This is a genomic window from Vibrio neptunius (genome assembly GCA_019339365.1).
In the GTDB taxonomy this organism is placed as follows: Bacteria; Pseudomonadota; Gammaproteobacteria; order Enterobacterales; family Vibrionaceae; genus Vibrio; species Vibrio neptunius.
Window position 1 is genome coordinate 1,054,593 of record CP079860.1, and the last position, 22,587, is coordinate 1,077,179.

A 22,587-nucleotide genomic window follows, 5' to 3' on the forward strand; every position below is an offset into this window, starting at 1 on the left:
TTTTGATTGGACCTAAAAATTAAAGGAGTATCCAGCGGTGAAAATGCTGACCAAAAAGCTCAGTGTCGGGGCGATGTCTGTTGCACTTTTCGGTTGTGGTGGAGGCAATGAATCTGACCCCAAACTGACTTCAGATGAGGCGCCTGCAACAGGCCACTCTGGCTCAGTATTGTCTGGTGTGGTACTCGATGGTTATCTGTACAAAGCGAATGTTTGCTTGGACAAAAACAACAACGCAGTGTGTGACAGTAGCGATGGTACAACGGTACTGACGGACCAGTCGGGTCAGTACACACTGCCTTTTGAAGGCAATGCTGAAAATTACAACCTGTTGGTGGAAGCCATTGCTAATGTAACGATTGACATGGATTCGCCAAATCAAACGCTCACTCAGGGCTTTACGCTAGAAATCCCATCGTCAAAGCCGGGCATTATCAGCCCAATGACGTCTATGGTTGCCAGCTTAGCAAATCGCTCTGGAATCACCTTTGATCTCGCCGCAGAGACTATTGCTAGCGAGCTCAACGTTTCCTCTGATGTGATCAAGTCTGATTACGTAGCACAAGGTTCTCAGGAAAGTCGTGAGATACATATGCTCGCTCGCGGTATTACTCGTGTTTTGCAATCTGCGCAGGCAAGCTCGGTTGAAGGCGGTGTTAGCCAAGAATTGGCGAGAAAAGGCTCGATTGAACGATTGGCGAATTTAGATGTTGCGCAATTAAAGTGGCGTACCGACCAGCTCTCTCATGGTGCAAGCAACACGGAAGAAGCATTAGCCCAGATCGGTTCCGATTACCATGAGCATATTAAAATCAAACCTGAAGACCTAGATGGCGGCAACATTCTGACCAAAATGAGAGCGCCACGCGGCGGGGTCGTCAATGACGCGGCTGACACATTCGACTGGCAATTCATTCCGGGTTTTACAGAGGTTAACGCTTACGAATTCTCATTAGATAGAGGCCAAAGCTGGCAACCAGCAATGTCAAAGCCGATTAATGTTGGTGCTGCGGCAAGAAGTGCTGGCGATGTTCAGGTCCGTCTCATGGCAAAACCAGAGCGTTCTTTGGCATCCGGTATGGCACTGCTATCGACCAAAGCGTTCACTGAGACGCTTGTTCCTGCCGCGCCGACCTCTTTGACACTTGATGATGCAGACAATAAGTTTGACTGGCAACACTCGGCAAATTTTCAGAACATCGCTCACTACGAGTACACACTGGATGGTGGCAAAAACTGGCACAATGTAACGAGCAAGCCACAAAATATCGCTGATATTGCTATTCCAGTCGGCGACTTGAAACTCAGAGTCAAATCAGAGCCGAATTCAGGCCGTCCAGCGGGCCATGTGGTGAAATCAGACACTGCGATGACGGTCACTCCTGATAAACCCGTCGCGCCAGTGCTAATCTCTGCCAATGATGATTCCGATATCCTTGCTTGGGAAAATGTGTCTGGCTTCGACCGTGTGACTGATTATCAAATCAATCTCGGCAGTGGTTGGCAAGAAGTGTTAGCCAACCCTTACCAAATTGGCAATGTGGACATTCCAGCCAATACCATTCATGTGAGAGTCAAAGCAAACCCGATCAATGGCCGTGCTTCTGGTGAAAGTTTGCTGGTGACGAGCGCATTTAACAAAGTGTTGAATAAACCGGTTGCCCCGACGCTTCCTGTCATCAACGATGCTGACAACCTATTCAACTGGACGAGTGTTGACGGCTATCCGAACGCGGATCAATACGAGTATTCCCTTGATAGCGGCATCAGCTATCGTCCTGTGACATCAAAACCTCAGTCTATTCCAGATGAAGCATTTAAAGTGGCACAGGTTTGTGTCCGTATCAAAGCATCAGCCGATGATGCTGGAGGTGAAAGCCTGTGTTCAGACAAGGTTTTTACTGTCACTCCGAATACGCCAAGTGCGCCGACGAATGGGCTGGTTAATGATGCGTTAAATACCTTCAATTGGGATTGGGTCGCGGGTTTTGATTCCGCTAATGATTATGAATATCGTGTCGATGGTGCCGGCTGGAGCACAGTTCAGAACAAACCGCTGCAACTGGAAGACAAAGCGTATGGTGTAAGTAGTGTCGAGGTTCGTGTTAAATACGATCCCGTCACAGGACGTCTTGCTAGTCCAGCTTTGTCAAACACCAAGGCTCTGACTAAGCAACCGGCAGCGCCAGTAGCGCCAACTAGTGTGGTGGTGGATGACGACGCTGATACCCTAGACTGGGCCTTTGTCACTGGTTTTAGCTCATTGTCCGACTATGAATGGTCAATCAATCAGGGAACGGATTGGACACCAGTGTTAGAAAAGCCAGTAGTGGTTGGCGATGTCGCCAAAAGTATCGGTCAGGTTCAGGTACGTGTTCGTGCTAATGATGAAAACGGTATGCTAGCAGGCGCGCACGCCAGCAATGGCATCGCATTTACAGAGCTGCCAAAACTGCCAGTACTGACTGGTGGAAACATCATTGTAGGAAGTGACCAAGCCAACACCAAACACCCTAACTTAATCGCTTGGGACTTTCTCTCTACGACTATTGCCAATAAGACCGTTACGTTTGATCAGCCTGAGTACTATGAGTTTACCGTTGACCAAGGTGCTAGCTGGAAACCTGTCACATCCGTTCCTCAGTTTATTGGTACGCAGGCTTATGCCAAGGATAAGGTTGGCGTGCGTGTTAAAAAGAGTGCATTCCCTGGCTTGGAACACCCGGCAAGTAAGGTTCTTTGGGCATCTAGTTTAGAAGGTAAGTTTGTTGCGATTCAATATGTTCCCATGGTGAATCTCGAGCAGGTTGCGTCTTTTAATGACGCTGGTTGGAAGTTTTCAGAAGCGGCTTGTTTGGCTGAATACAATGTGCAGGGCACAGGAGAGCCAATTTTTTGGAGTAAAGAACAGAGCGCTAGCGTTGAGGCCAATGAGCAAGGATATGCGGATCTAATCAAGAAAGTACAAGATTCAACAGTGTGCGGAATTAGCCAGTGGCAACTACCGAGCGCTGATGAGGTTAAGCTATTGACGGCACGTCAACCAGAGAGCTTACCTAAGGGAGTTGGTGAGTTTGTTATTGCGCAGAATACTTACTCAACGGTAACTGCTAAGGCTGGGAAAGTGGTGGCTTACTCCAAAGGGGAGGAAACTTCCGTTAGCAAGTGGAGCAAGTCAAGGCTGCATATGAAATGGCTACTTGAGTCTGGCCAAAATTTACTAGCAAAAGTTGAACCTGAATTGTCTAGCTTGATTAATCTAGAAAATAGTCAAACCGCGGCAATCCAGCTAAGTGAAGGTTTACTCCCAACTTGGTTGAATCAGATTCAAGGCCAATCCCCGAATTATGTAGCATTGCAGTCTGAAGTAAACACTCGTAAAGCACAGTTAGAAAGTGACCTTAATACTTGGCAAAGCAAGATAGCTCAATTTGATACGTTCTTAGCAGGCATTAGATTTGATGCCAGTATGGCGAAGCTGCGCACAGACGCTGATAGTTTATCGTTTGTCGGAAAAGTAGGAACGTTTGAAAGTAAGCTATCAACGTACAAACACAATTTGGTTGCGATTGAATACGCTTTGCGCTCCTATCAATTAGTTCACGACCTTGCAGGTTTGAAAGAAATGAGCTTGTCTTTGACTCAAAATCGAGCAACTTTGGATGCGGCATCTACTGGCGAGGAGCTGTATATAGCCTCTCAGGGACTGCTAAGTGCAAACTACGTTTACCAAGCTAAAAATTCTGCATTTAGTCAGCTAGTGGAAGCTTTGCTCGAATTTGAAAAAAGCGTGGATGAAAAATACCGTGGCCTCATCTCAGCTGCATCCCTTCTAGTTGTAGAATCTAATGCGTCGTTGAATGAGCACGACAACCAGTCAGTAATTAGTGTTGCTAAAAACGGTTTAAATCAGGCTCATGCTTCAGGTTACTCAGTTAATCAAACACGAGCCATGATTAATAGCCGTTACGCAAAGTTAGACCTTCTCGGTAGGTATATGCCAGCGACAAGCACATATGCGCAAGGTTGGCGTTGTGTCCTCGATGTCAGTTCAGGTAGCAAAAACAGAGTATGGACCCTATTGCAGGACGGAAAAATAGGGGGAATGATCACGTCGCGTACAACTTAACAGGGACTGAAACGAAAAGTTTAAACGGTTCAGGCGGGTATCTAGAGCTACGAAACAGTGAGTCACTGTGTGGTTTTAGTGATTGGAAAGTACCGAACCTACTTCAACTCAAGATAATGGCAACGGTAGCGGAAGAAAAAGGGTTAACCCTAGACTCAGCGGTATTCCCACATCATCCTAAATCCCCACTTCCTGATGGCGTTAAGTTTTATTACTGGTCTGATGCCGAATCAAGCACAGGAAAGCAGAATGCATACTCTTATGCATCAGAGAAATATGAAGAAGAGGTCGAGGCTTTTTCGCACAATTATCACTCGAACAAAAATGTCACTTTAGCTCGCTTGGTTCGAGAAGATACGATTCAGGCACGTTGGATTTTCCTCACCAATGAAGGGAATACCACATTAAACAAAGAGCTGGCTACGTGTGTAAAAAATGAAGCTTCAGGAGAAGTTTGGCAATTGTTTGATACTAACGATGGGGATGCTCGCTTGGTTAATTACGCTCTGTACAGCGAAAGGTTAAACCTTCAAAACTCTGAAAAAGTTTGTGGCTTAAGCAACTGGCGGTTGCCATCTATTGACGAGCTATCAAGTTTGATGCCATTGGATGAGGCTGTATTCACACATAGTGTAGTAAAGGACCCCTACGGAGTGAGTAAATCCAGCTACTTGAGTAATCAGACAACATCAAAATACTACGACTATCTAGATTTGAAATCAGGTGAGTATGAGCGGAAACAAAGGAGCTCTATCGAGCACTCAAACGATTACCTATACCGATTTATCTCAAAATAATAATAACTTTCAGCCCTTATAGTGGGGCTGAACCTTCGCTTTTTCAGGAGTTTATTCATGTTAAGTAAAAACAAACAAGGCGGCGCTGCTGCTATTGAGTATGCCATTCTGGCTGCTGCAATGTCTGTCGTTTTGCTCTCATTTGTTGGGGGTAGTGATGGCAAGTTGACCAAAGCCATTGTCGGTGCCTATGAAACAGTGATCGAATCACTGGAACAAACGCAGGATTCTGGTAATTAACCCGATAAGGCTGAAGGAGTAATCATGACGGCTAAGCGATTGATGTTGTTGTCTATCTTATTGTCCAGTGTAGGCATAGGATTGTTGCTGCTTGGGCAAGACAACTCAGAGCATCAGGCGAAAGAGAAACCTGAGCAAGTGTTTCAACGAGTGCTGGTTTCTGGTCAGAATATCAGTATCGGTGATATCTACACACCCAATATGTTTCGTTGGCAATCTCTAAGCGAAGAGCAGCTTTCTGAATACATCGATTACGTGACGGAAGATGAAATCACCTCGATTAACTTGGCCAGTGGTATTGCACATATTGCAATCAAACAGGGGCAAGTTATTGCGGCGGCTGATTTGATACCACCACAGGGTGGGGCTTCATTAGCTTTGAAAGTGAGATCTGGGTACAGAGCGGTATCGGTGCCGGTTGATCAGGTAACTGCCAATTCTGGCTTTGTTCAACCGGGCGACAAAGTCGATATTCTATTGTTGGGCTCTAAAGTCAGTGAGTTGAAAAAGTACGACAATGTGGTTGAAGGCCTCTACGTCAGCACAATCGCAACCAATGTCCGTATTCTTGCTTTCAATAATCTTTCATCATCGGAAGGTTTTCAGGAACAGCGACATGACTACGGGGCGAAAATACCGGATAACAGCTCTGTGTCACTGGAAGTGACACCCGAGCAAGCCACACAAATTGTGCTTGCCAACCAGTTAGGTCGCTTGACCCTTTCATTACGTGGTTCGGGTGAAACTGATGTTTCAATCCCGCCAAGCCACACCATTACAACGACTCAGCTCAATCCGCAAAGTAAAACCGTTGCGCCGGACGTAGACCTGATTCAGTTACGACCAAACAGCGACAAAAACTAACAACTTCAGGACGAAATAATGAACACAATACTGCGCTGGTGGAGCTTGTTGTTGCTTCCCGGTTGGCTTTTTGCGCTTCCAGCATCGGCAAATGCCCTCGAAGTGAACATCAATGAAGCGAAAATGATCCGTCTGTCAGAAAAGGCAAAGTCTATTTTCATTTCTAATACACACATTGCCGACTATCAACCTATGACTAATACCAAAATCATGGTGTTTGGTATGCAGGCGGGGACTGCCACGATCACGGTTCTCAATGAACAGGAGCGAGTGATCTACAGCAACAAAGTCCGTGTGGTACACGACACGCAAGAACTGGATGAACTCATCAAAGCTCAGTTCCCAGATGCTTCGGTGAATTCTGAGTCATTGGGTGGCAAGCTGTGGCTTAAAGGGTCGGTGCCGACTCCGTCAATGGCGCATAGTATCGTTAATGTGGCGAAAGGGTATTTGTCACCAGTCGTTGCTCCGCAAGAGAGCAATAACAATGACTCTGCAAACAGCAGCAACTCATCAAAGAGCAATTCTGAGAATCAACAAAACGGCAATGGTGATGAGTTGATTAACCAGTTGGTGGTGACGATGCCAACGCAAGTCAACATCCGGATTCGTATTGCAGAAGTCTCGCGCAATGTGTCGAATAAACTCGGCATTAAGTGGGGCTCGCTGGTCACCAATGGCAACACGGTAGAAAACACCGTTGGCAGCTTTCTTTACAATAAACCTTGGGATGTAAGCAGTTGGGGTAAACCCAACTTAAGTGCGCTGGTTGATGCGCTCGCCTCTACTGGTGATATGTCGATTCTGGCGGAGCCAAACCTGACCGCGATGTCTGGTGAAGAAGCCAACTTCCTAGTCGGTGGCGAAGTCCCGATTCCTTTGATTCAAGGTGATACTGCAACAGTTGAGTACAAACCATTTGGTGTCAACTTGAACTTTAAGCCTGTGGTGCTTGGCCCAGATAGAATCAGCTTAAAAGTTGAACCTGAAGTCAGCAGTGTCTCTGTTGATAATCAAACGGTTCTTAACGGTAATGTGTTGCCTTCATTTACGTCACGCAGAGCATCAACAACAATTGAACTGGCTAGCGGACAGAGCTTTGCTCTTGGCGGTTTACTGCAAAGCAGCGAAATTGAGCAACTGCAAAAACTGCCGGGCATGGGAGATATTCCCATCCTAGGTGGGCTGTTTCGTTCCAATGAATATCAGCGTCGTGAAACTGAACTGATCATTATCGCCACCGCTTATCTGGTCGAGCCAACACGCAGCGACAACCTGCCGATCCCTACCGATGTGCTGATTCCACAAAGTGATCTTGAAAGGCTGCTGGCCTTGCCTGATGAAGATTTCGTCGGAACCAGTGGCAAAGCAACTTACACCGACAACCGCAAGCCTCGTTTGTTGGGCGACAACGGATTTTATTACTGAGGTGCGCATGAAATTACAATCGTTACTTTTGCCTGTTTTGCTCGTCCTGAGTGGCTGTGCTTCGGATCAAATAGCGCGTCAACCTGCCATTGATGTGGTTTCGGTAACCAATAAGCTTACCCTTGCGGTCGAAAAGCCGTCGCTCACTCCGCAGCAGCAACAGGATATCCGATCCTTCATCGTTCAGCGTGGAAATCCTTATAGTCTCAGAGTGAAATTGGTGAGCTATTCGCCTAAAGGGCGGTCTCAGGTTAAGTCTATTTCAGACCTGTTGCTCGGACAGGGACTTGCTAAGCACCAGATCATCACGGAACGCGCGACCGGCGCGCAATCTGGTGATGTGCAGATCATTGTGGAGTCGTTCCGTGCCAAAGTGCCTGGGTGCGGCACTGATAAAGCACAGCCAGTTATCTTCAACCAATATAAGACGCATCCGGCATACGGGTGCAGCAATGCTGCGGCTTTAGCGCAAATGGTCGCTAATCCGAAAGATTTGGTTGTGGGTGAAAAGCTCGGTCCAACCAATGGTGCAAAAGCCGTTGCAGCGATTGATGCCTATGTCACTCCAGCAAGCAGCAATGAAAGTAGTCAAGATAACAGTTCTGTGATTTCGATTAATACGGGGGTAATTAATGATGAAAAATCAGAACCTTTCGGTATTGGTGGCAAGCTCTCCGGCACTGGACAGCTATCATTTAAGCCTTGCATTCGCAGAACAAGGGATCACCCAGCTTACTCAGGTTTCTTTAGATCGTGAGCAAATCATTAAGCAGGCATTGATCAATAATCACAGTGTGATTGCGCTGGATGTGATTGGTTTGCCAATCGAAGAAGCTCAGAGTTTAGTGAGTAACCTAGTTCATCGTACAGGTTGCAAGGTCATCGCTATTGGTGATGATGAAAAGATTGCCTACTATCGCAGTTTGCTATCGGTGGGAGCCCTTGAATATTTGGTGAACCCGATTGCACCGAATGCATTGGCTTCTCTCGATTTTGGTCAAGAACACAATGGCAATCAAAGGGGCAAACGCATCTCTGTGGTGGGGACAAAAGGTGGCGTTGGTACTTCGACCATCGTTGCCAATCTGGCTCGCATGATGAACAGTCGGGGCCAGTCGACAGCGGTAGCAGACCTGGATTTTGCCTCAGGTGATCTGGACTTACATTTCGATGTCCAAGGTAATACTGCTCTGGTTGAAATGTTGCAATATCCAGAACGCCTTGAACCCGTGGTCTTTGAGCGAAGTGGTATTACGGTTCAGCCAGATTTAACCTTGTTTACTGGCTATTTGTCTTTGGATACGGACCCGTTTTGGCCAGACAAAAACGCGTTAGAACATTTCAGTAAATACTGTCTGGATCACGCCGATAACCTCATCTTCGACATTCCTTCCTTCTCATTGAGAGATCAGGTGGGCATGAGCGTGCTCAAAAGTGCAGATGTTCGAGTGATTGTGGTAGAACCCACTTTGCCGTCTATACGAAACGCTGGGCAAATCTTTAGCTTGCTTTCTACTGGCGATCCAACAGGCCACGCTAAGGAAAACCTGTTAGTGGTTAACCACACTAAATCGAACAAAGCGTCCTTAATTGCCTTGAATGATGTGCATCGAGCGCTGGGCATTGATATTGATGTTGCAGTCCCTTTTGCACCGAATCACTTCTTAGCGAAAAGCTCCTTGGGGCAGTCTGCCATCAAAGGAAATCGTAAGGTCAGCCAGGCGTTTTCTGACTTAGCAGATAAAGTTGAAGGCACCCAGCCATCACGCTCACTTAGATTCTGGAAGCGAGGGGCCTGATGTTCAAGTCGACAAGAACTAAAGAGCCATTAACGGTCACTCACTCACGCAGTGCCGGAGCGCCATCATCGGATCCTATTCGTGAACATTATCACCTGATCCACTCTCAGGTGGTGAATGCGATTGAAGCCAGTGTTGTCATCAAGCTCAGTCCTCAGGAATTGGAAGCGAGAATTTTACTGCTGGTGACCGATGTGGTCGCGACTCATCAGCTGCCGCTGGGCAATCGTGAAGTCGCGCTAGTGGTTAAGCAGCTGGTGGATGAGCTACTGGGTTTGGGGCCTCTTCAACCATTGATCGACGACCCTATGGTGAGCGACATCATGGTCAATGGGCCCAATGAGGTTTACATCGAGAAATTGGGTAAATTGCAAAAGACGCCGGTCGAGTTTCGTAGTGAAGAGCAACTGCTTAATTTAGCTCGTCGAATCGTAAGCAAAGTTGGCCGTCGAATCGATGAAAGTTCACCACTGGTTGATGCGCGATTAGAAGACGGCAGCAGGGTCAATGTCATGATTCCGCCACTTGCATTGGACGGCACGTGTATTTCAATTCGCAAATTCAATCAGGACAAGCTGTCTTTGAATCAGATGGCGCAAAGCGGTGCCATGTCAGACAGCATGGTGCGCTTACTGGATATCATTGTTCGTTGTCGGTTGAACGTTTTGATTGCGGGTGGTACTGGCGCAGGTAAAACGACGCTGCTCAATGCGATGTCATTCAGTATTTCACCTCATGAGCGAATCATCACCATTGAGGACGCTGCGGAACTTCAACTCCAACAGCCGCATGTCGTTCGAGCTGAAACCAGACCCGCAAACGCAGAAGGGCTGACGGCTGTCAGTCAGCGAGAGCTGGTTAAGAACGCGTTAAGGATGCGCCCAGATCGGATCATACTCGGCGAAGTACGTGGTGATGAAGCCTTTGAAATGATGCAGGCCATGAACACTGGCCATGAAGGTTCTTTGTCGACCTTACATGCTAACTCGTCTTTAGATGCCTTGGTTCGAATTGAAAACATGTTGATGATGGCGCAATCTACCTTGCCATTGTTTGCCTTACGTCGACAGGTTGCTGATACGATTGATGTAGTGGTGCAGGTTGAGAGAATGCGTGATGGCAAGCGTCGGGTTGTTGCCATTACAGAGGTTATTGGCTTGGAAGGTGAGCAGTATGTCACCCATGATCTCTACCGCTTTGAGGTTCAGGGCGAAGATCATCAGGGCCAGCTACTGGGGCAATTTATGAGCGCCAAAAGTTTGCCTGCTTTTGCATCCAAGGCGCAATACTATCAACTTGATAGCCAATTACGGTCGGCTATGGAGCTCGACCTATGATCCTTGCTTTGGTCGCGATATGGTGCCTGACTATAGCGGTTTCTCTTCATTACGTTGGCCAGCGTCGCAATGTGAAGCGACGTTTGTCGAAATATGTCCCGCACACGGGCGCTAGCCATTTAGGCTCGATTGTTAAATCGCGTCGGTCTGGTGGGACAGTCCGCGAGTTCTGGTCTCGTACAGATGCTTTGTTGCCAAGCCAGGACAAGGTCCTACTTGCTTTTTCAGCATTCGCTTTACCGTTTGGCTCGATATTTTGGTTGCAAGCACTGGCATGGTATTGGCAAACCGCTGTAGCTTTGGTGTGCTTTGGTCTCTTATTTTGTTCGCTTTTTGTTGTACGTCGCAAAAAGCAAATTGAAGAGTTTGATACCAATATCGTCAAGGTGTTGGGACTTGTCAGTCGTGCGGTGTCTGCCGGACTTTCTGTTCCTCAAGCTATCGAACAAGTATCGAATTCGCAAACCGGGTTATTGGGGCGGGAATTTGCGCTTATCACAGACAACTTGGCGCTAGGGATTTCACTGCGTCAAACCCTTGATGAAGCCTGTACTCGCCTTCCTTACCGTACTTTTCGTTACTTTTCCGTCGCTCTTGTATTGAATCAAAGTAACGGTGGTCAGCTGAGGGAGATCCTCCACAATCTGAGTCGTACCATGCATGACAATAAGGCCATGCTCAAGAAGGTAAAAAGCATGACTGCGGAGCCAAGAATGACGGCAAAGTTTCTTTCCTTACTACCCTTGATGCTGGTGGCTGTAGTGGCATGGATCGATGTTTCACTGTTTGAGTTATTGGTGTATACCGAAAGTGGCCAATCGATTCTGATTTACTGCGCAGCCAGTATTGCATTTGGCGGCTTTACGCTCCATTCGCTGACCAAAAATAGGAAGTTCTCATGATAGTTATGATAGCGACCTTGCTGATTGTGGTGGGCGTCATTAGCTCCGTTATTTGTTTTCAGCTTGCACGTCAGCAAGACATTATTCATCGCCGTTTGAAGCAGGTCAGTGTTTCGACACTGCACACTCGCTCACTTGGTGAAAAGTGGCGATGGAAGTCTAACCCTGCCCGTCAAAAGCAATTGGCACTCATTGGCTTAGGTCAAAGTCATGCAGAGACCCAGTTTGTATTGATTCGTTTTACCTTGATGCTTTGTGGCGCAGGTGTATGGCATTTTGCTCGCGCTTTAGGTTGGTCAGCTGCGGATATTGCTCAGGACATAGCAGTGGCTATCGCTTGTGGTATTGCGGTTGATCGACTGCTTGAATGGCGTGTTAACCAAATTCGTCAGGAAATTTCCAAATTGGCTCCCGATGCCCTCGATCTTATGGTGGTTTGTGTAGCTTCTGGGTTGACACTGGAAAACACTTTTCGTGTTGTCGGTGAAGAAATGACGTCAGTTTCTCCTGCCCTTGCCCGAGAATGGACACTGACTGCGACGGAAATGTCAGTATTGGATTCTCCGCAGCAAGCTTTGATCAATCTGGATCAGAGATTGGAATTGCCAGATATCAACAACATGGTTGTGACCATGTCTCAGGCGCTTCAGTTTGGAACGCCTCTCTCGCAGGCATTGAGTCTGATTGCGTCCGATAGCCGTCAATACCAGTTGCTTGATCTTGAAGAGTGGGTAGGAAAAATCCCGGCCAAAATGTCTTTCCCACTTGTGGTATTCATCATGCTGCCAGTCGTTGTCATGATTGTTGCCCCTGTTGTTCTTAGCCTGTTTAATACTCTGGACACATTATGATCAAACCCTTCATTATTGCCTGCTTCTGTCTTTCGGTTCTTGGTTGTCAGTCTACCGATAATCAGGTTGAGAAATCTGACTTTCAATTGGCGCAAACCGCCCTGACAAACGGTCATGCTGATAATGCGCTCAGTATTTACAAGAAGAAGCTGGAGAATAATCCAGACGATCCTCAGCTTTTATTTCTGGCGGGCAGCGCCAGCAATCAAGCCGCGCGTTACGATGAGGCTTTGCATTACCTCACTAAGGGTAACTCACTGAATCCTTCCCCTGAGTTTGAACGTGAATTGGGGCGTGCGCATTTAGCCTTAGGAAATGTTCGTTTAGCGACAGATTCACTGCGCAGAGCAGTGGAAGAAAATGATAAAGACGAAGTGGCGCTGAACAGTCTCGGTGTGAGCTACTCATTGCAAAAAAACTATCGAGAAGCTCGCGAGGCATTTCAGCAGGCGATTAACATCAGGCCGGACAGTCTAGAGTACCGAAACAACCTCGCACTAAGCTGGATGCTCGATGGTCAACCAGAGCAAAGTATTCGGATTCTTTACCCTATTTACCAACGTGGAGAAGCGACCACTAAGTTGCGGCTTAATTTGGCGTTATCCTATGCATTGCAAGGTGAGGTCGATGCGGCGCGAATGATCGCAATGGGCGATCTGACCAAAGCGGAGTTAGAGAACAACTTAGCGTATTACCAGCACCTTGCTGAGCAGGGAGCTGGCACATGGCGATGAAACGTCATTCTGGGAGCCAGACGATAGAGTTTGCCATGGTCATTGTTCCACTGATGATTGTGCTGTTGGCGACATTTGAATTCGTTCGTTTGATGTGGGTCACCATGATCTTTGAATCTGCCGTCAATGCTGCGGTGAGGGAGATCAGAACGCTGCCACCTTCGACGATGCTAGACAATCAAATCCGCGATCGCATCGCGTCGTTTCCATTGCTCGATCTGGAGAAGATTGACATTGACCCTCCGCGTTATAGCGATAGCGTCCAGTCTCTAGCTTTGGGGATAAAGGTGACGCCTTTAAGTGCAGTGATGACTGAGTATCAAATTCGTTACCGATTTAGCTTTTTATTGGTGCCAGCCCTGTCTGAAACGTTTCCTTCGGTGGCGTCTTTAAGTCGAACCGTATTGGTGAGTCACGATGCGTAGTGTTTCAAAGCAGAATGGCGCAGCCGTGATTGAATTTCCGTTTGTTGTGCTTGGTATATTGACCATCGTTTTGGGGTTGTTTGCGGTGTACAAACTGCTCTACCTCCAGAGTCGTATTGACAACACCACATATTCGATGGCGAGCGCTGCTGCAAGAGCCTTAGTGCCGCAAGGTAGCGCTAAGTCTTATGACGATGCGAGTGCGAATCAGTTGTTGAGTGTCGCACAACGCGCTTTACCCTCAGGCTTTGAAGCAGAACGTATCGGGCTTGTGCTTGAAATTCGAACCGTGACGGCTGGGCGAACAGAGCTCATCACCCAAAAAGTAGGCAGTGATTGCGAAGTGGAACAAACGATAGATTCTCTGTCTTTATTCGCCCCAATCAGCCGAAGCTCGGTCGCCTCGTTACATGGCAAAACGGCGAACCTGTATCAAGTCACACTGTGTGTCTCTGAGCCGCTGGAGTCGGATAGTGCCATTTTCCACTGGCTGCCGTTACCGCTTCCAAAGTCAATGCGCAGTCAAGCTGTCATTATTGGGAGGCGCTACAGTGCTTAAGCCACAAACAGGTTCCGTCTCCTTAGCCTTTCTCGCCCTGCTGATTCCTTTGGTGGTGTTGTCTGCCGCGACCATCATGATTGGTTTTCAGGTCCAGCTAAGCAGTCGTGCAATGCAAGCCGTGGATGCGGCTTCTTTGGCGTGCGCCTTTTCTGATTACTCAGATCCGAGCGTTAATCAGGCGTATTTAGACTATTACCAGCCCAACGTAAAACTGGTGAAAAGCGAAATATTCAGTACTTCTGGTTGTGAGATCAATATGGGGTATTCGTTGACGGGGCTTTTTTCATCATTGAAGTTTGCTCAGGCTTCGTATTCTGCGCAGTCAAATTCCGTTGCGCAGGCGAATGTTAATCAGTCATCCAGTGTGACTCCCACCGAAATGACCCTAGTGTTGGATATTTCCAGTTCCATGACGGGCTCAATCGAGTCGTTGAAGCGTATTCTTATCCGAGCAATTGAGCGTATTGAGCGAGACAATGTACAAATCGATGGAAGGCGAGCAATCAGTATTTCTATTGTTCCCTTTTCTGATGGTGTCTCCGCTCGCAGCACTGCTTGGCTGGAAGAGAAAGCCGTCTTCTGTATCGATGGGCTAACCAAACAAGCGGGTGGCTCAGTGTTGGTGAATGAAACGGTTCAAAACCTAGATAGAATTCATTCCGAGAAAGCGGTGAGTCATCGTAAGCCGGGTAAGTTTCTTGCGGATTGCAGTGATTCAGCCACTCTTGTCCCGCTTACCGATGATATGAGCGAAGTGAAAACAGCCATCAACGCCCTAACTACGACAGGTGGGACACACTCGTATCAAGGCATCATTTGGGGGGCTCGTCAGCTGATTCCAAGATGGCGCCAAGAGTGGGGATACAACCCTTATTCGCTCACACCCAAGCAAAAGCTGATTCTGATGACAGACGGAGCCGACAGTGGCTATGTACTGGATGACCTGATTGAAGCTGGCCTTTGTGACCGTTTAGCCAATGAATTTGCTATTGAGCTCAATTTTATTGGTTTCAATGTACAAGAAAGCCGCTTAGCTCAGTTTCATAGCTGCATCAACGCCGCAAACACAGAAGGTATCAAGGGGCAGGTTTTCTCTGCAACCAACACCGAGAAACTCGATGAGTACTTTTCAAAGATATTGGAAGTTCAGTATGACACCACGCTTAACTTCGGACAGAAATAAAACCACAAAATTAGGGAGAAAATAATGATTAAACAATTGGTTGTGTTATTCGCTTTATGCACTTCTTTCTCTGCATCTGCGTTTAAAGAAGGGGACACCATCACAGATTCAGCATCAACAGGACTTAAGCTGGATCAAAGCCAGCTAACGATAGTGGATTTCTTTGCAGAGTGGTGTGTTTCATGTCGCCATGAGTTGCCTTTGGTTAATCAGCTCTACAGTGAGCTAGAAGGGACAGGCGTGACGGTTGTCGGTGTAGATGTTGATGAAGAGGTCGAAGTGGGCCTTGAGTTTCAAAAATCGCTGGGTTTGACCTTCCCTGTCATTAACGATCCCAAGCAACAGTTGATCGCCGAGTTTAAGCCGATTGGTATGCCGGCGCTCTACTACATCTATCAGGGACAAGTGCTGAAAGTTCGGTTTGGTGCCATCAATGATATTCGGACGGTTATTCTGGCGGATCTGGCAGATATGGGAGTTCAACTATGAAGCCAGTTGTTCTCATCGTTGCTCTCTGCTTTCCTGCGTTGAGCGTTGCAGCCCCAAAAGTGGATTTAAGTCAGCTAGGTAAAAAGCCTTCTCAAGCTACGGAAACCTCGGTCAGTGGCTCCAGCATTGAAGAAGAGGTGATTTCTGGACAGGTTTACACCAGTGGCAGTTCAGAAATTGGTGCTCGTCGCAACGTTGAATTAGTTAAACCTCAAGCTAAGGATTTAACGTTGGAGAAACCGAAAGCCGTCGTAAATGAAAAGTCGGCCCTCGCTTTTGTCGATGAGGCTCTAGGTATTGAGCCAGTTAAACCGTGGGAAAAAGGCACCTTAGCGAAGAAAGAGATGAAACCCGGAGGGCCGGTGCCTGAGTTTGACTTATTTTCAGAGAAAGTCTTCTCATACAAGCAAGGTTCAGTGGGTGGCAGTGGCGTCGGTGGCGGCGGCTGTGGTTGCAACTAAATATTAAAAATTAATTACAATGAAAAAACTACCTTTAACGTTGCTCAGTGCAGCGGCAGTGGCGAATAGTGCGCTGGCAGAAGATCATATCTCTGTTCATTATCTAAATTACGAAGAGTACGACGACAAAGTGGAAGCTGGCGATAGCGTGGTTTCCATAGAAAAGAGTTTTGGTCTTGATTGGACTATAAATCTTGAATTAGGTTACGACACTGTGTCGGGCGCGTCACCGTCTTGGGGGCCAACCACCCCCGTTGGCAGCACTGCGGATGCAGTCAATCGGGCGACAAAAACTCAGCAAGCGCAAAATATGACGGATCAGGTCATTCGTGCTGGCTACGATCCCCACAGCAGTGGCTACAAAATTCAGAAATATGAGTTGGAAGATACTCGTAAATCAATCAATGGCAGTGCCACCTATCGAGATGAGCTACGAAACGAGTGGACCTTCGGCGCCAACTTTTCCAAAGAAGAGGATTATCGCAGTATTGGTTTAAATGGTAAGGGTCTGATATACGCTGATTCACAGAAGAACCGCTCATACAGCTTAGGTTTCTCCACCCTGTTTGACGAAACGATGACGTTTGGCAAGTATCAAACCTCGACCAATCCGCAATCTTGGCAAGACATCTTTACGGGGAATGTTGAGGCAGGCCTCTCACAAACCTTCACGCCAAATTATTACATGGTCTTCACCGGCTATGCAGGTTATCGCTCTGGCTATCTGAGCAATCACTATCTGACGGTATTGCGTGAGGTGGATATTGATGGCGATGGTTCGATTGGTACTGACGAAGTCTTTCTTGGTCAGGATTCACGCCCGGATACTCGTTTGTCAGGTGGCGTGAATATTCAGGCGTTCTGGTCCATGTCGGAAACTCTAGTAGTTCGTCCTCGCTACAAATGGTTTCAGGATGACTGGGGAGTGGCCTCTCATCAGTTTGGAGGTAAACTTTCTTGGACAGTCAATAACTGGTTAACTTTAGCGCCGGGTTATTTTTGGTATACCCAAAGTGCAGCTGACTTCTACCGTGATCCGAATGGCAACGATCCTACGTTTGCATCGTCAGGTTATGCAACCTCTGATTTACGTCTTGGTGATTTTACGGCTAATGCCTATGAATTAGGTGCAAGCGTTAAAGTGCACAAGAAGTTGCGTTTCAATCTGCTTGGTGCTTACTACGAGCAATCCAATGGCTTTGAAGCGCAGTGGTGGGCAGTAGGGGCAACCTATGAGTTTTAATTTGCCTTTTGTTCACCGATTTAAGGCGATGACGGTTCCTTGTGAAGTTCAGCTGTATCACTCAGAGAAAGCCGCTGATGTGGCGGCTTTGATTGAGTCTAACACTCGGAGATTAGAGAAGAAGTTTAACTTTTATGATTGCCACTCGTGGCTTAATCGGCAAGTGAACCGACGTCAGTCATCATCTGTGGTTTTGGATGATGAAAGCTACGCTGTATTTGAAGTTTTGAAGCGTTTGGTTGAGGGCACGAAAGGTGTTTTTGACCCAACAGTAGGTACGCTAAAGTCAATGATGGAAAGCACGCCTCAATGGGACAGAACCACGGCTTATGAAAGTGCTAAGCCGTTTATGGGCGTTGGTGCTTGGTCGCTATCTGACAAAACACTCTCTATCCCTCATGCCGAGACTCAATTTGATTTGGGCGGTGTGATTAAAGAGTTTGCGGTCGATCAGGCGGTGATGCTCGCAGAGAAATTTGGTGTTTCCTCAGCGCTGGTGAATTTTGGAGGAGACATTCGAGCTCTCGGTGCGAAACCAGATGGATCCCCTTTTAATGTGGCGGTACTTAATCCGAACAATAAGCACGAGCCATTTTTCTCAGTGCCACTGGCGAATGCCGCATTGACGACTTCAGCTCATTACGAGCGAAGCTTCCAATTTGGTGATGAGGAAAGTTCACATATATTGTCGCAACGTGGCACACATCCCCAAGTGCTTTCGGTCAGCGTCTTAGCGCCAACGACGCTGGAAGCAGGGGCACTCAGTACCGCATTGACTCTAGAACCGACTTTACCCGTCCCAGAGCAAGTTGGCGTCGTGTTTATCGACGATAAATTAGCTATTCATCAAGACACGGAGTTTGTAACGTGATCAGAATTTTCATCTGGCCTTTTTTACTCTTTATCTCTGCCTTTGCGTCTGCACAGGATCCTGACTTTTTGCCTGTGGAAGAAGCATTTCCTTACCAGTGGTCGGTCAGTGAGCAAGGCGTGCAGATCCATTTCGCAACTCAGCCTGAATATTATCTCTATAAAGGTCGATTTAAGTTTTCAGCAGATAGCGGCATCGAGTTAACTGAGCCTCAATTTTCTTCACCGGGCAAACAGAAACAAGATAAGTACTTTGGTGAAGTCGTCGTTTTCGATAAGCCAGTAACCGTGCTGGTACCTTATGGTGGCGAAGGTCAACTCAACGTTCGTTATCAAGGTTGTTCAGAAAAAGGTCTGTGCTACTTACCTCAGACGATCAAATTCGACTTGCCCGCCAATAAACTTAATGACAGCAACTCCTCAATTTGGGATAAAGTGGGTGGTTTGGCAGAAGACACAGCGGGCTTGTCTGAGCTATTAGGTAGTGCGTCCAAAACTCAGGCTCTCCTCATCTTTTTCCTACTTGGCTTAGGGTTGTCACTAACACCCTGCGTGCTGCCTATGGTGCCTATTTTGTCGAGTATCATTGGTGGCGACGCGAAAATGACAGGTCGAAAAGGTCTAACTCTATCGACTTCCTATGTGTTGGGAATGGCTTCCAGTTATGCGCTTACAGGGGTATTGGTCACGACGCTGGCCAAAGGCGTTAACCTGCAAGCGGCGATGCAGCAGCCTTGGTTGCTATCGATATTTGCTGTGGTGTTTGTCTTGCTTGCTTTAGCGATGTTTGGCTTTTATGAACTGCAGTTACCAGCATCCATTCAACAGAAACTGAATGCAAGCTCAGACAAATTGGGCGGCGGCAAAGTAGCAAGTGTGTTCGTGATGGGCGCAGTGTCGGCCCTCGTCGTGTCACCCTGCGTGAGTGCACCATTGGCGGGGGCATTACTCTATGTTTCCACCACGCAAGATTGGGTTTTGGGCGGCGTTACTCTGTTTGTGATGGCATTGGGTATGGGTGTACCACTGATTCTGATTGGCATGAGTGGTGGTAAGCTGCTCCCCAAAAGCGGCCCTTGGATGATTGCCGTGAAGCAATTGTTTGGTGTGTTGTTGCTGGCGGTTGCGATTGTGTTGTTAAGCCGTTTCATTCCTAGTTGGTTGATGATGCTCTTGTGGGCGCTACTTGCCATTGGAAGTGGTATTCATTTTGGTGCGCTGGATTCAGCGCAACCCGGTTGGGCGAGGACCCGTAAACTGGGCGCATTTATGTCTCTGTTCTACGGATTGATCTTATTTGTCGGCATGTTGACAGGGTCAAATGATCCTCTTAAGCCACTTAATGTTGTACAGACTACATCAGACAATCCAGCCGAAGTTTTGCCATTTGAGAAAATCAGCTCTGTTGAAGTCTTGGATCAACAATTAGCACTGGCGAAGCAGCAGGGTAAACCGGTACTAATCGACCTTTATGCGGACTGGTGTGTCTCGTGTAAGGTCATTGAGAAAGAAGTGTTTGGCGATCAATCTGTACAGAATAAGTTTGCTGACTGGAATACGATCAAGTTTGATGTCACAGAGAGTAATCCTGAGCAGATGGCGTGGCTGGCAGAGCGCAATGTGTTTGGTCCACCGGCGGTATTTTTCTTTGATAGCAAAGGTGCTGAAATTGCTCAGCAGAGAATTGTCGGGGCCACAGGGCTTGAGCATTTTCAATCTGTGATGACCCAATTGCAGTAATTAACACAAGGCGGCATGAATGTCGCCTTTTTCTTATGCACGTTATGGGTGTGCTAGCCAAGACATTGGTGTCGAATCTGGCTACTATACTTATGGGCAAAGAATAACCAATCAGGTGATAATGGCACATGGAAGGCGTCGTAGATCTTAATCGTTGGCAAAAAGAACACATCAAGACTCAGCAAGAGTTACTTCATCTTTATGCTGAAGTCAGAGCTTTTTATATGAGTGAACCATTTTCTGGCTACAACGTGCGGATGAAAAGGCTCAAGATCCTCAAACAAGCTTTACTTGAACATAAACAAGAGTTGGTTGAAGCTTTGCAAAAGGATTATGGTGCTCGTAGCCGTTTTGATAGCATGATTTGCGACCTCTTACCTGCGGTTTCTCATATCAATTACACGATCAAGCACCTGAAGAAATGGATGAAACCAAGTCGACGTAAAGCGGGGCTGTTGCTCTCTCCTTCGTCAATCTCGGTCGAGTATCAACCACTAGGCGTGGTCGGAGTGATCGTGCCTTGGAATTTTCCAATAGTGCTGAGCATTGCGCCTATCGTGACGGCGATTGCAGCGGGAAACCGAGTGATGGTCAAGCTGAGCGAACATACTCATCATACCAACCAGGTACTGAGCCAGATCTTATCTTGCCTGGACAGACACATTTACCCTATTGAGGGCGAAGCGGATATCGCCAGCTATTTTTCTCAGCTGCCATTTGATCATCTTATCTTTACGGGATCGACGCCAGTAGGGAAGCTAGTTGCGCAAGCTGCTGCGAAAAACCTTACCCCAGTAACGTTGGAGCTCGGTGGTAAGTCGCCTGTCCTGATAGACAATGACATTGATCTTCGCGCCGCCGTTGACGCGGTGTTGCTTGGCAAGTCAGTCAATGCCGGGCAAATTTGTGTTGCGCCAGACTACATTCTGCTGCCTCAAGGAAAAGAGCTGTTATTCATCAATCTGTACCTCAAACGCTATAAGTCACTGTACATAGAAGGCAACAAAGCGCCAACGGTCACTCACATCATTAATGAACGGCAGTACGACCGCCTTTACAACATGTTAAAGGATGCACAAGGCAGAGGTGCCAGCGTATATAGCATAGATGATGTCACCTTGGAGGGGCGTCAAATGCTGCCTCATTTAATAACGGGTGTGACAGAAAACATGCAGGTGATGCAGGAAGAGATATTCGGGCCGCTGCTTCCCGTGATTGGCTATCGTCATCTGAATGAAGCACTCAATTACATTAATGCCAAACCTAGACCGCTGGCATTGTATCTGATGTCGACGGATCGCACGCTTCAGAGACAAATTATCGAGCAGACCCACAGCGGCGGGGTCGCCATTAACGATACTTTGTTACATGTGGCGGCTGAAGATGCCCCCTTTGGTGGGATAGGGGAGTCGGGTATTGGTCATTATCATGGCTTCGAAGGTTTTCAGACGTTTTCCAAAGCAAAAACCATTCTGAGATCTCCAGCTTGGCTGCCAAGGAGCAGCGTTGTTTTGCGCTTCAGAAACTTGGCTGAAAAAATCTTAGGCCGACTATTTATCCGCTAAGCGAGTATCAAAGTAATGCCTGACAAAGCTGATAAACTCACGCAGTCGCTTAGGCTGAAAGCGATCTCTATGGTATATGGCTGAAAAATCGACGCTCGGAATTACCCAATGGTCAAAGACTTCGACCAGCTTTCCTTGTGCCAGTTCTTCTTCACAGTAAATAATGGGTACACGAATGATACCGTTGCCATTGAGTGCGCCTTTCACCAACACACGGCCATTTTTGCACTGCATATGCCCATTGACGAACACATCGTAGTGTTGCGCATCCGCTTTACTTTCAAAGCTCCACCTTTTGACTGAACCCGTTAAGCAATGATGCTGAGTGAGCTCTTTAGGGTGATTAGGCTGACCATACCGTTTTAGGTAGTCAGGGCTGGCCAGAGTCCCCATTTGGATATCCAGCAACTTTCGGGCAACGAACCCTGAGTCTTCAAGCTTGCCCATACGAAAGGCAATATCGAAGTCATCTTCAATCAAATCTACTCGATGGCTACTGAAGTCTAGATGGATACTGACATCGGAGTAGACACGCATAAACTCCGTTGCTATTTGAGCGATCAGTTCTTCGCCGAGATAGCCGCCCACGCAATTAATTTTTATTTCGCCTTGTACTTTTTCTACGTCATCCACGGCAGCCAATAACGCCTGATCAATATTATGCAGCGCTTTCTCACATTGCTGGTAAAAGGCTTTCCCTGCTTCAGTGAGTTTGAGTGTGCGTGTGGTTCGGATCAGTAGTGTTACGCCTATTTGGTTTTCAAGACTGCTTATCTGACGTGATACGTGCGAGCGCGACACATCCAGCGCTTCTGCAGCTTTAGTAAAGTTCCCCAATTGTGCGATGAGAACGAAAGAGCGGATGTCAGCGAGATTAATCTGGTTGAGCACAATGGATATCCAATCAAGTTGAGTTTTGATTATTGTTGCACTACAGCAATAGTGTTTCAACAAAAGTGATATATATC

Annotated in this window: 18 protein-coding genes and 2 pseudogenes; 19 read left to right on the top strand and 1 reads right to left on the bottom strand. The window is 47.3% G+C overall.

The features are described from left to right. The first annotated feature begins 43 nt into the window (after nucleotides 1–43). The 19 genes and pseudogenes from KW548_21495 to KW548_21585 all read left to right on the top strand — a co-directional run bounded on the left by KW548_21495 (nucleotide 44) and on the right by KW548_21585 (nucleotide 21,619). Nucleotides 44–4,926, top strand: a pseudogene (locus KW548_21495) (DUF1566 domain-containing protein). A gap of 57 nt (nucleotides 4,927–4,983) precedes the next feature. Continuing rightward, a complete protein-coding gene (locus KW548_21500) occupies nucleotides 4,984–5,166 on the top strand; it encodes a Flp family type IVb pilin (GenBank protein QXX08229.1) in 183 nt (60 codons plus the stop codon). Nucleotides 5,167–5,190: 24 nt separating this feature from the next. After that, nucleotides 5,191–6,030 (top strand): Flp pilus assembly protein CpaB, encoded by an 840-nt coding sequence (gene cpaB, locus KW548_21505; protein QXX08230.1) that lies wholly within the window; start codon nucleotides 5,191–5,193, stop codon nucleotides 6,028–6,030. Nucleotides 6,031–6,048: 18 nt separating this feature from the next. Further along, nucleotides 6,049–7,458, top strand: a complete 1,410-nt coding sequence (locus tag KW548_21510; protein ID QXX08231.1) for a type II and III secretion system protein family protein — start codon at nucleotides 6,049–6,051, stop codon at nucleotides 7,456–7,458. A gap of 7 nt (nucleotides 7,459–7,465) precedes the next feature. Further along, nucleotides 7,466–8,083 (top strand): annotated as a pseudogene (locus KW548_21515) (CpaD family pilus assembly protein). Nucleotides 8,084–8,090: 7 nt separating this feature from the next. Continuing rightward, on the top strand, nucleotides 8,091–9,257 hold the full coding sequence (locus KW548_21520) for a P-loop NTPase (protein QXX08232.1): 1,167 nt from the start codon (nucleotides 8,091–8,093) through the stop codon (nucleotides 9,255–9,257). Further along, nucleotides 9,257–10,594 (top strand): CpaF family protein, encoded by a 1,338-nt coding sequence (locus tag KW548_21525; GenBank protein ID QXX08233.1) that lies wholly within the window; start codon nucleotides 9,257–9,259, stop codon nucleotides 10,592–10,594. The genes KW548_21520 and KW548_21525 overlap by 1 nt, the downstream gene beginning before the upstream one ends. Continuing rightward, a complete protein-coding gene (locus KW548_21530; GenBank protein QXX08234.1) occupies nucleotides 10,591–11,496 on the top strand; it encodes a type II secretion system F family protein in 906 nt (301 codons plus the stop codon). Before KW548_21525 ends, KW548_21530 begins: the two co-directional genes overlap by 4 nt. Next, on the top strand, nucleotides 11,493–12,347 hold the full coding sequence (locus KW548_21535) for a type II secretion system F family protein (protein ID QXX08235.1): 855 nt from the start codon (nucleotides 11,493–11,495) through the stop codon (nucleotides 12,345–12,347). Before KW548_21530 ends, KW548_21535 begins: the two co-directional genes overlap by 4 nt. After that, nucleotides 12,344–13,081 (top strand): tetratricopeptide repeat protein, encoded by a 738-nt coding sequence (locus KW548_21540; protein ID QXX08236.1) that lies wholly within the window; start codon nucleotides 12,344–12,346, stop codon nucleotides 13,079–13,081. The genes KW548_21535 and KW548_21540 overlap by 4 nt, the downstream gene beginning before the upstream one ends. Next, a complete protein-coding gene (locus KW548_21545; protein QXX08237.1) occupies nucleotides 13,072–13,506 on the top strand; it encodes a pilus assembly protein in 435 nt (144 codons plus the stop codon). Before KW548_21540 ends, KW548_21545 begins: the two co-directional genes overlap by 10 nt. Next, complete coding sequence (locus KW548_21550) at nucleotides 13,499–14,065, top strand: hypothetical protein (GenBank protein QXX08238.1); 567 nt, start codon at nucleotides 13,499–13,501, stop codon at nucleotides 14,063–14,065. The genes KW548_21545 and KW548_21550 overlap by 8 nt, the downstream gene beginning before the upstream one ends. After that, entirely contained in the window at nucleotides 14,058–15,251 is a 1,194-nt protein-coding gene (locus KW548_21555; protein QXX08239.1) for a Tad domain-containing protein, read from the top strand. Before KW548_21550 ends, KW548_21555 begins: the two co-directional genes overlap by 8 nt. A 24-nt stretch (nucleotides 15,252–15,275) precedes the next feature. Next, nucleotides 15,276–15,740, top strand: coding sequence for a TlpA family protein disulfide reductase (locus KW548_21560; protein QXX08240.1), 465 nt, complete (start codon nucleotides 15,276–15,278; stop codon nucleotides 15,738–15,740). Further along, nucleotides 15,737–16,201 carry a DUF4266 domain-containing protein gene (locus KW548_21565; GenBank protein ID QXX08241.1) on the top strand — a complete coding sequence of 155 codons (465 nt, stop codon included), beginning with the start codon at nucleotides 15,737–15,739 and terminating at the stop codon, nucleotides 16,199–16,201. The genes KW548_21560 and KW548_21565 overlap by 4 nt, the downstream gene beginning before the upstream one ends. 19 nt (nucleotides 16,202–16,220) lie before the next feature. After that, nucleotides 16,221–17,444, top strand: coding sequence for a DUF3570 domain-containing protein (locus KW548_21570; protein ID QXX08242.1), 1,224 nt, complete (start codon nucleotides 16,221–16,223; stop codon nucleotides 17,442–17,444). Then, complete coding sequence (locus KW548_21575; protein QXX08243.1) at nucleotides 17,434–18,315, top strand: FAD:protein FMN transferase; 882 nt, start codon at nucleotides 17,434–17,436, stop codon at nucleotides 18,313–18,315. Before KW548_21570 ends, KW548_21575 begins: the two co-directional genes overlap by 11 nt. Then, nucleotides 18,312–20,054: a protein-disulfide reductase DsbD gene (gene dsbD / locus KW548_21580; protein ID QXX08244.1), complete on the top strand. Its 1,743-nt coding sequence runs from the start codon at nucleotides 18,312–18,314 to the stop codon at nucleotides 20,052–20,054. Before KW548_21575 ends, dsbD begins: the two co-directional genes overlap by 4 nt. A gap of 128 nt (nucleotides 20,055–20,182) precedes the next feature. After that, the gene (locus KW548_21585; protein QXX08245.1) at nucleotides 20,183–21,619 is read left to right on the top strand and encodes a coniferyl aldehyde dehydrogenase; all 1,437 of its coding nucleotides are present in this window, start codon (nucleotides 20,183–20,185) and stop codon (nucleotides 21,617–21,619) included. Here KW548_21585 and KW548_21590 read toward each other — a convergent pair. After that, nucleotides 21,605–22,510, bottom strand: coding sequence for a LysR family transcriptional regulator (locus tag KW548_21590; GenBank protein ID QXX08246.1), 906 nt, complete (start codon nucleotides 22,508–22,510; stop codon nucleotides 21,605–21,607). The genes KW548_21585 and KW548_21590 overlap by 15 nt on opposite strands. Between the last annotated feature and the right edge of the window lie 77 nt (nucleotides 22,511–22,587).

Bases quoted from the DNA above. Each gene is read 5' to 3' on its own strand.
- KW548_21500 (QXX08229.1), top strand. From the start codon at position 4,984: ATGTTAAGTAAAAACAAACAAGGCGGCGCTGCTGCTATTGAGTATGCC.
- cpaB (QXX08230.1), top strand. From the start codon at position 5,191: ATGACGGCTAAGCGATTGATGTTGTTGTCTATCTTATTGTCCAGTGTA.
- KW548_21510 (QXX08231.1), top strand. From the start codon at position 6,049: ATGAACACAATACTGCGCTGGTGGAGCTTGTTGTTGCTTCCCGGTTGG.
- KW548_21520 (QXX08232.1), top strand. From the start codon at position 8,091: ATGATGAAAAATCAGAACCTTTCGGTATTGGTGGCAAGCTCTCCGGCA.
- KW548_21525 (QXX08233.1), top strand. From the start codon at position 9,257: ATGTTCAAGTCGACAAGAACTAAAGAGCCATTAACGGTCACTCACTCA.
- KW548_21530 (QXX08234.1), top strand. From the start codon at position 10,591: ATGATCCTTGCTTTGGTCGCGATATGGTGCCTGACTATAGCGGTTTCT.
- KW548_21535 (QXX08235.1), top strand. From the start codon at position 11,493: ATGATAGTTATGATAGCGACCTTGCTGATTGTGGTGGGCGTCATTAGC.
- KW548_21540 (QXX08236.1), top strand. From the start codon at position 12,344: ATGATCAAACCCTTCATTATTGCCTGCTTCTGTCTTTCGGTTCTTGGT.
- KW548_21545 (QXX08237.1), top strand. From the start codon at position 13,072: ATGGCGATGAAACGTCATTCTGGGAGCCAGACGATAGAGTTTGCCATG.
- KW548_21550 (QXX08238.1), top strand. From the start codon at position 13,499: ATGCGTAGTGTTTCAAAGCAGAATGGCGCAGCCGTGATTGAATTTCCG.
- KW548_21560 (QXX08240.1), top strand. From the start codon at position 15,276: ATGATTAAACAATTGGTTGTGTTATTCGCTTTATGCACTTCTTTCTCT.
- KW548_21565 (QXX08241.1), top strand. From the start codon at position 15,737: ATGAAGCCAGTTGTTCTCATCGTTGCTCTCTGCTTTCCTGCGTTGAGC.
- KW548_21570 (QXX08242.1), top strand. From the start codon at position 16,221: ATGAAAAAACTACCTTTAACGTTGCTCAGTGCAGCGGCAGTGGCGAAT.
- KW548_21575 (QXX08243.1), top strand. From the start codon at position 17,434: ATGAGTTTTAATTTGCCTTTTGTTCACCGATTTAAGGCGATGACGGTT.
- KW548_21585 (QXX08245.1), top strand. From the start codon at position 20,183: ATGGAAGGCGTCGTAGATCTTAATCGTTGGCAAAAAGAACACATCAAG.